This is a genomic window from uncultured Amaricoccus sp. (genome assembly GCF_937858865.1).
Lineage (GTDB): Bacteria > Pseudomonadota > Alphaproteobacteria > Rhodobacterales > Rhodobacteraceae > Amaricoccus.
In genome coordinates this window covers 1-8,333 of the sequence record NZ_CALLYO010000277.1, presented here as the reverse complement: position 1 = coordinate 8,333, position 8,333 = coordinate 1, and the positions used below count along the sequence as shown (strand labels likewise).

General features: G+C 71.8%; 7 protein-coding genes. 2 read left to right on the top strand and 5 right to left on the bottom strand.

What is annotated here, in order from left to right; all coding sequences use genetic code 11:
• A partial coding sequence (gene ppk1 / locus Q0112_RS07940; RefSeq protein ID WP_297973663.1) for a polyphosphate kinase 1 occupies positions 1–1,137 on the top strand: 1,137 nt, incomplete at its 5' end.
• 141 nt (positions 1,138–1,278) lie between these two features.
• Positions 1,279–2,802: a Ppx/GppA family phosphatase gene (locus Q0112_RS07935; RefSeq protein WP_297973660.1), complete on the top strand. Its 1,524-nt coding sequence runs from the start codon at positions 1,279–1,281 to the stop codon at positions 2,800–2,802.
• A 232-nt stretch (positions 2,803–3,034) separates the two neighbouring features.
• On the opposite strand, the gene Q0112_RS07930 is transcribed toward Q0112_RS07935, so the two are convergent.
• The 5 genes from Q0112_RS07930 to Q0112_RS07910 form a co-directional block, all read right to left on the bottom strand.
• Complete coding sequence (locus Q0112_RS07930; protein ID WP_297973657.1) at positions 3,035–3,907, bottom strand: hypothetical protein; 873 nt, start codon at positions 3,905–3,907, stop codon at positions 3,035–3,037.
• Positions 3,908–3,922: 15 nt separating this feature from the next.
• Positions 3,923–6,124 (bottom strand): 3-hydroxyacyl-CoA dehydrogenase NAD-binding domain-containing protein, encoded by a 2,202-nt coding sequence (locus tag Q0112_RS07925; RefSeq protein ID WP_297973654.1) that lies wholly within the window; start codon positions 6,122–6,124, stop codon positions 3,923–3,925.
• A gap of 178 nt (positions 6,125–6,302) precedes the next feature.
• Complete coding sequence (locus Q0112_RS07920; RefSeq protein WP_297973652.1) at positions 6,303–6,773, bottom strand: cupin domain-containing protein; 471 nt, start codon at positions 6,771–6,773, stop codon at positions 6,303–6,305.
• 2 nt (positions 6,774–6,775) lie between these two features.
• A complete protein-coding gene (locus Q0112_RS07915) occupies positions 6,776–7,987 on the bottom strand; it encodes an acetyl-CoA C-acetyltransferase (RefSeq protein ID WP_297973650.1) in 1,212 nt (403 codons plus the stop codon).
• On the bottom strand, positions 7,984–8,333 hold a 350-nt coding region (locus Q0112_RS07910), incomplete at its 5' end, for a glutathione binding-like protein (RefSeq protein WP_297973649.1). The genes Q0112_RS07910 and Q0112_RS07915, both read right to left, overlap by 4 nt.

The following is an 8,333-nucleotide window of genomic DNA, read 5'->3' as shown; positions in this document are numbered from 1 at the left end:
GACATCTTCGCGGCGATCCGGCAGAAGGACATGCTGCTGCACCACCCCTACGAGACCTTCGACATCGTGGTGCGCTTCCTGAACCAGGCGGCGATCGACCCCGACGTGCTGGCGATCAAGCAGACGCTCTACCGCACGTCGCGGGACAGCCCGATCGTCGCGGCGCTCTGCGAGGCGGCGGAGGCGGGCAAGTCAGTGACGGCGCTGATCGAGCTCAAGGCGCGCTTCGACGAGGCGGCGAACATCCGCCAGTCGCGGCGGCTGGAGCGGGCGGGAGCGCAGGTGACCTACGGGTTCATCGAGTGGAAGACGCACGCGAAGATCTCGACCGTGGTGCGGCGCGAGGGGGATGCGCTCGTCACCTACACCCACTTCGGGACCGGGAACTACCATCCGGGGACGGCGAACATCTACACCGACCTGTCGCTCTTCACCTGCGACAAGGCGCTGGGGCGGGACGCGACGAAGGTCTTCAACTACGTGACCGGCTACGTGCGGCCGGAGAGCCTCGAGAAGCTCGCCATCTCGCCGCACATGATCAAGCCGCGCATCCTCGAGGGGCTGGAGGCCGAGATCGGGCATGCGAAGGCGGGGCGGCCGGCGCAGGTCTGGGTGAAGCTCAACGCCATCACCGACCCCGAGGTGATCGACGCGCTCTACGCGGCGAGCCAGGCCGGGGTCAGGATCGACATGGTGGTGCGCGGGATCTGCGGGCTGAGGGCGGGGGTCGCCGGGCTCTCGGAGAACATCCGGGTGAAGTCGATCATCGGGCGCTTCCTCGAGCACAGCCGCATCGTCTGCTTCGGCAACGGCCACGGGCTGCCCTCGCCCGAGGCGCGGGTCTACATCAGCTCGGCCGACTGGATGGAGCGGAACCTGACGCGGCGGGTCGAGACGCTGGTCGAGATCACCAACCCGACGGTGCATGCGCAGATCATCGACCAGATCATGGCCGCCAACATGCACGACCAGGCGCAGAGCTGGGTGGCGCAGCCGGACGGGATGTACCGCCGCCATGACGCTCTGCCGGGCGAGCATCTCTTCTCCTGCCACCGCTTCTTCATGGAGAACCCCTCGCTCTCCGGCCGCGGCCGGGCCGGTGCCCGCGACGTGATTCAGCTCGTCCATGACGCCTGAGAGGGGAAGCGTTCTCAGGGCCTTGGCGCGAGACGCTCGCGCAGCTCCTCAGGAACTCCTCCGCTTGGCGCGATGCGATTGACGCGAGGCGCGTCGGATGCGAGATCTGGCCGCGCCGGAAACCAGGGGGATTCGGGGCCCGTGCCGCCAGAGAGCATCGCCGAGCTGCCCCGGTCGCATGCCGAGGAAGCCGCCAAGGCCCGGCTCAAGCGCATCGGCGTGATCGACGTGGGCTCGAACTCGGTGCGGCTCGTCGTCTTCGACGGGATCGCGCGAAGCCCGGCCTATTTCTACAACGAAAAGGTGCTCTGCGGGCTTGGCGCGGGGCTGCGCGAGACGGGGCACCTCAGCCCGGCCGGCCGCGCCAAGGCGCTTGCGGCGCTGAAGCGCTTCGCCGCGCTCGCCGACGGGATGGAGCTTTCCGGGCTGATCGCGCTTGCCACGGCGGCGGTGCGGCTCGCCTCCGACGGGCCGGCCTTCTGCGACGAGATCGAGCGCGCGACCGGTCTGCAGCTGCATGTGGCGAGCGGCTCGGAGGAGGCGCGGCTCGCGGCGAAGGGGGTGCTCCTCGGCTGGCCCGATGCCGACGGCCTCGTCTGCGACATGGGCGGCGCCTCGATGGAGCTCGCCCAGGTCTCGAAGGGCGAGATCCGTGCCTGCGCGAGCTCGCCCCTCGGGCCGCTGCAGCTCGCCGACATCCGCGATCCGGCCTTGCAGGCGAAGGCGATCCGCAAGGAGCTGAAGGCGCTGCGCAAGGCGATCCCGGCCACCGAGCAGCGGCTCTTTCTCGTCGGCGGATCGTGGCGGGCCATCGCGCGGCTCGACATGGAGCGTGTCGGCTATCCGCTCAAGGTGTTGCACGACTATGCTCCGCCGATTCCCCAGCTCCTCGAGACGGTGAAATGGGTGCGCACCCAGGATCAGGCGACGCTCAGCTCCCTGACCGGCACGTCCGCGGCGCGGCTCTCGCTCATCCCGCTCGCCGGCGACGTCCTGGCCGCGTTCCTGCGCCGGTTCGAGCCGGCGCGCGTCTCGATCTCTGCCTACGGCTTGCGCGAGGGGCTGCTCTATCGCCAGATGCCGGAGGCGATGCGGGTCCTCGATCCGCTCATCGAGGCCTGCCGCCACATGGAGGCCGCCTCGGCGCGGCAGCCCGGTTTCGGTGCAGCGCTCGCCGCCTGGCTCGGCGACTTCTTCGCCGACCGTTCGCCGGCCGAGCGGCGGCTCATCCTCGCCGCCTGCCTGCTGCACGACGTGAACTGGCGGGCGCATCCAGACTACCGGGCCGAGCTCTGCTTCGAGTCGGTGACGCGGGCGAACGTCGCGGGCATCGACCATGCCGACCGCGTCTTCCTCGGGCTCGCGCTGCTCAACCGCTACAAGGTGGTGTCGCCGGTCGACGAGGTGGAGCCCTGCCGGCGGCTGCTCTCGCCCGAGCGGGCGGCCGAGGCCGCGGTTCTCGGCCGTGCCATGCGGCTCGGGGCGATGCTCTCGGGATCGGCCACCGGCGCGCTCGACCATGCCGCCCTGGTGCGGGGCGAGGGGCGGCTCATGCTCCGGCTGCGCGGGCCGGGGCGTGCCTTCGCCGGCGAAGCGGTGGAGCGGCGGCTGCAGGCGCTGGCCGAGCGGATCGGCTGCACGCCCGAGCTCGTCCTCGAGGATTGACGGCCGTTCCGGGCAAATGAAAAGCGGCCTGCGAATTACAGGCCGCTCTCAATTCCCCCCCAGACCTGGGCCCGCCAACGGGTCGTTGTCCTGGCCCGGGATGTTGCCTCGCGGTTCGCCGCGGACCCTCCCTGGGCATTCCCTCTACGACTGGCGGCACTAAATCAGCTTCATGCAGCAGATGCAACGCCGAAATGCCCCTGGCGCAAGGCCGGTGCCGGGCAATTGACCGCTATCCGCAGATGTCGCGCAATCCCTGCCGGTCGATCTCGCCGATCTCCGGCGACGGGGCGGCCGCTGCCGGTGCGGGTGGCCGGGCGACGGCCGCCTTGGCGGCGTGGGCGATGGTCCGCTCGTCGAAATGGCCGGTGAAGACGTAGCGGAGGGCGGCGAAGGTCCCCGCGTCCTCGACGAGCGCGCGGACGGGGTCGCCCGCCAGAGCCTGCGCCGTACCGCGGGCGAGGTCGGCGGGCGGGGCGGCCGTCGCCGTCATCCGGTCGATGAGCACGGTCCCGCCCGGTAGCGCCGCGAAGACCGGTGCGCGGCCGAATTCCATTACCCGCAGCCGCGGCGGCGTCTCGGGGCCGAGTGCCGCGGCGAGCCGGCCGAGGGCCTGCTCGCCGCGCGGCCCGGCGCAGGTCGGTCCGTGCGCTTCGATGAGGGCGATCAGCATGCGGTCGCCGATCTCCTCCGCCTGCTCGGGCGGGATCAGCCGCACCGCGGCGGCGCGGATCAGACGCGGGCCGGCGACGATCGCCGCCGCCAGGAGGGCGAGGGCCAGGATCGGTCCGGCCGGGATCCGCCGGCGGCGGCGGCGCGGCTCGGGCAGGCGGCGGCGGACGGCCTCGATTGCCGCCACCATGTCGCGGTCGCGGATGGTGAGCGTCTCGCCGGCGCTCATGGCGTAGACGGTCGCGCCGTCCGCGTCCTCGCCGATGGGGGCGACGCCGGCCAGCGCCCAGTGGCCGAGCGGGCGCTCGGCGATGTCGGTGAGGAGGAGCGTGGTGCGGCCGAAGGAGACGACGACCTCGCGCGGGTCGGCGCCGGGCGCCTCGCGCCAGAGGCCGACCGCCTCGAGCCGCTCGTACCGGCCGAGCGCCGTCATCGCCGGCGCGCGGGGTCAGGCCGCCCGGGCGGCCGGCTGGAAGCGGCCGTAGAAGCTCTCGCCCTTCCCGGCCAGATCGCGGAGGAGGGCGGGGGCGGCGAAGCGCGGGCCGAAGCTGGCGGCCAGCGTGTCGGCGATCTCGACGGCCCGGGCGGCGCCGAGGATGTCGAGCCAGGAGAAGGGGCCGCCAGACCAGGGCATGAAGCCCCAGCCGAGGATGGCGCCGACGTCGCCCTCGCGGATGTCGGTGAGGACGCCGTCCTCGAGCGCGCGGACCGCCTCGAGGGCCTGGATCATCGCGAGGCGGTGCTGCACCTCGACGAGGGCCGGCTGCTCATCGCGGGGGGGCCAGCTCTCGCGGAGGCCGGGCCAGAGGCCCTCGCGCTTGCCCTTCTCGTCGTAGGCGTAGAAGCCGGCCTTCGCCTTGCGGCCGAGGCGGCCCTGGTCGGCGAGGGCGAAGATGACGGCGTCGGCCGGGCTCTCGGGATAGGCGTCGCCGAGGGCGGCTTTCGTGGCCTTGGCGATCTTCACGCCGAGGTCGAGCGAGACCTCGTCGGTCAGCTGCAGCGGGCCGAGCGGCATGCCGAGCTGGCGGGCAGCGTTCTCGACGAGCGCCGGCTCGACGCCTTCGGCGACCATGCGCACGCCCTCGTTGATGTAGGGCAGGATGCAGCGGTTGGCGTAGAAGAAGCGGGCGTCGCCGACGACGATCGGGGTCTTCCTGATCTGGCGGACGAAGTCGAGGGCCTTGGCGACGGCGACGTCGCCGGTCTGGCGGCCGCGGATGATCTCGACCAGCGCCATCTTCTCCACGGGCGAGAAGAAGTGGATGCCGATGAATCGGGCCGCGTCGCGGCTGGCCTTGGCGAGCTCGCCGATCGGCAGGGTGGAGGTGTTGGTGGCGAAGATTGCGTCCGGGGGGAGGTGGGCCTCGGCCTTGCGGGTGGCCTCGGCCTTGATGGCGGGATCCTCGAAGACCGCCTCGACCACGAGGTCGGCGCCGGCGAGGGCGGCGTAGTCGGGGGTGGCGGTGAGGCGGGCGAGGATCTCGGCCTTCTTCTCCGGGGTGCTGCGTTTCTTCTTCACGCCCTCGTCGAGCCAGGCCTCGACATGGCCGAGGCCGCGGTCGGCGGCGGCCTGGTCGCGGTCGATGAGGACGACCTCGATGCCGGCCTGGGCGGCGACGGTGGCGATGCCGGCGCCCATCATGCCGGCGCCGAGGATGCCGAGCTTCCTCACCGTCTGGTCGGGGACGGCGGGGCGGGAGGCGCCCTTCTCCAGCGCCTGCTTGTTGAGGAAGAGGCTGCGGATCATCGCGGCGGAGGAGGGGTTCATCAGGACGTGGGTGAACCAGCGGGCCTCGATGCGGAGCGCGGTGTCGAAGGGGACCAGCGCGCCCTCGTAGATGGCGGAGAGCATGGCCCTGGCCGCCGGGTAGGCGCCCTGGGTGCGGCCGTGGACCATGGCGGAGGCGCCGACGAAGGTCATGAAGCCGCCCGGGGTGTAGGGGGCGCCGCCGGGGATCCTGTAGCCCTTCTGGTCCCAGGGCTTGACGATGTCGGCCGGCCCTGCCGCGAGGACCCAGGCCTTGGCGCGGGCGAGGAGTTCGTCGGGGGGGACGGTCTCGTCGACGAGGCCGGCGGACCGGGCGGCCGCGGCGGCGAGCATCTTGCCTTCGAGGAGGAGGGGCGCGGCGGGCATGAGGCCCATCATGCGGACGAGGCGGGTGGTGCCGCCGCCGCCGGGGAAGATGCCGATCAGGATCTCGGGGAGGCCGACCCTGGCCTTGGGCTGGTCGGCGAGGAAGCGGCGGTGGCAGGCGAGGCCGATTTCGGTGCCGATGCCGGCGGAGAGGCCGGGGCTGGCCCAGGCGATGGGCTTGCCGCCCTTGAGGGTCTTGGGGTCCATGCCGGCGCGCTCGATCTTGCGGAGCAGGCCGTGGATCGCCATGACGCCGTCGAAGAGGCCGCGGGCGGGGTCGGCGCCGGCCCTCTCCTTCATGGCGGAGAGGAGCGACAGGTCCATGCCGCCGGCGAAGTCGGGCTTGGCCGAGGTGATGACGATGCCCCGGACGGCGGGGTCGGCGAGGGCCCGGTCGACGGCGGCCTCGAGGTCGGCGATGCCCTCGTAGGTGAGGACGTTCATCGAGCGGCCGGGGAGATCCCAGGCGATGGTGGCGACGCCGTCGGCGTCGGTCGTCAGGGTGAAGATGCTCATGCGGCTCGCTCCTGGGGTGCGAAACAGAGGATTTCGCGCGCGAAACTATAGTTATCCCATTGAGGGGAAAGGATTATCATGGGTTAATGCTTCGTTACACGCGCAGCGCGCGGCCCGGCCCGGTCCGGGCGGGTGCCTTCGGCGGGCGCATTTCGGGGCAAGATGCAGGGGGTCGGGATCATCGGGGGCCGGTCCAGGGGGTGCCGTCGCGGTAGGTGAAGCTGGTGCGGCCGTCGTCGCGGTGCATGACGAAGTCGACGTCGGAATAGTGGGCGGTCTCGCGGGCGGCCTTGCTGCCGACGACGAGGAAGCGGGCGGGGCGGTCGGTGCGGTTGTGGAAGCAGTGGCCGTTGGGGTCGCCGGCCTTCCAGGCGGCGCAGTCGCCTGGGCGCAGGGTATATTCGCCCTCGTCCTGGAGCAGGGTGAGCTCGCCCTCGGTGACCATGACGAGTTCGTCCTCGGCCTCGTGCCAGTGGCGGAGGGAGGAGCGGGCGCCGGGTTCGAGCGTGACGAGGTTGGCGCCGAACTGGGTGAGGCCGGCGGCCTCGCCGAGGCGGAGGGACGAGCGGCCGGCCACCTCGGAGGCGTAGGGCTCGGGGTAGATGGAGCCGGTCTTCACCGGGCAGGCGGCGAGGTCGATGACGCCCATGGTCAGACCCGCTCGATGATGGTGGCCGCACCCATGCCGCTGGCGACGCAGAGCGTGGCCAGCGCGGTCTCCTTGCCGGTGCGCTCGAGCTCGTCGAGGGCGGTGCCGAGGATCATGGCGCCGGTGGCGCCCAAGGGGTGGCCGAGGGCGATGGCGCCGCCGTTGACGTTGACCTTCGCCGGGTCGGCGTCGAAGGCCTGCAGGAAGCGGAGGACGACGGCGGAGAAGGCCTCGTTGACCTCGATGAGGTCGAGGTCGGCGATGGTCATGCCGGCGGCGGTCAGCGCCTTCTCGGTGACGGGGACGGGGCCGGTCAGCATGATCGTCGGGTCGGTGCCGATCTTGGCGGTGGCGCGGATGCGGGCGCGGGGGGTGAGGCCGTGCTTCTCGCCGAAGGCCTTCGAGCCGATCAGGATGGCGGCGGCGCCGTCGACGATGCCGGACGAGTTGCCGGCGTGGTGGACGTGGGCGATGCGCTCGAGCTCGGGGTACTTCAGGATCGCCACGGCGTCGAAGCCGGGCATGAGCTCGCCGATCTCCTTGAAGGCGGGCTTCAGCGCGCCGAGGGACTGCATGTCGGTCTCCGGGCGCATGTGCTCGTCGCGGTCGAGGAGCGGCAGGCCGTTGATGTCGCGGACCGGGACGATGGATTTCGCGAAGCGGCCCTCGGCCCAGGCGGCGGCGGCGCGGCGCTGGCTCTCCGCGGCGTAGGCGTCGACGTCGTCGCGGGAGAAGCCGAACCGGGTGGCGATGATGTCGGCGGCGATGCCCTGGGGGACGAAGTAGGTCCTGAGCGCCAGCGAGGGGTCGGCGGCGATGGCGGCGCCGTCGGAGCCCATCGGGATGCGGCTCATCATCTCGACGCCGCCGGCGATATAGGCCTCGCCGGCGCCGGCCGCGACCTGGTTGGCGGCGAGGTTCACCGCCTCGAGGCCGCTCGCGCAGAAGCGGTTGATCGAGAGGCCGGGGACCCGCTCGCCGATCGTCGAGGCGAGGACGGCGGAGCGGGCGAGGCAGCCGCCCTGCTCGCCGATCTGGGTGACGTTGCCCCAGATCACGTCCTCGACGGCGTTTTCGGGCAGGCCGGTGCGGGCCTGCAGCGCGTTCAGCGTGTCGGCGGAGAGGCGGAGCGCGGTCACCTCGTGCAGGGCGCCGTCGGGACGGCCCTTGCCGCGCGGGGTGCGGATGGCGTCGTAGATGTAGGCGTCGGTCATGAGAGGGCTCCGGCCGGGATCGGGTGGCCCGGCATCAGGTCGTAGGGGTGCTTCCAGCCGGGAAGCGCGGCGATCGCCTGGCGCCAGCGTTCGATGTGCGGATAGGCGGTGATGTCGTGGCCGAACTCGTGGTCGTAGTAAAGATAGCCGACGCAGGAGAGGTCGGCAGTGGTCAGCCGGTCGCCGGCCACCCACTCGTTGGCGAAGAGGCGGCGGTCGAGGATCTTGAGCGCGCCCGCGGCGCGTTCGGCGAGCCAGGCGATGACGTCGTGGTTAGTCTTCTCCTCGGGGGTGAACTTCATCAGGTGGCGCAGCGGCTCGATGTTCCCCGAGAGGCGGTGGTTGT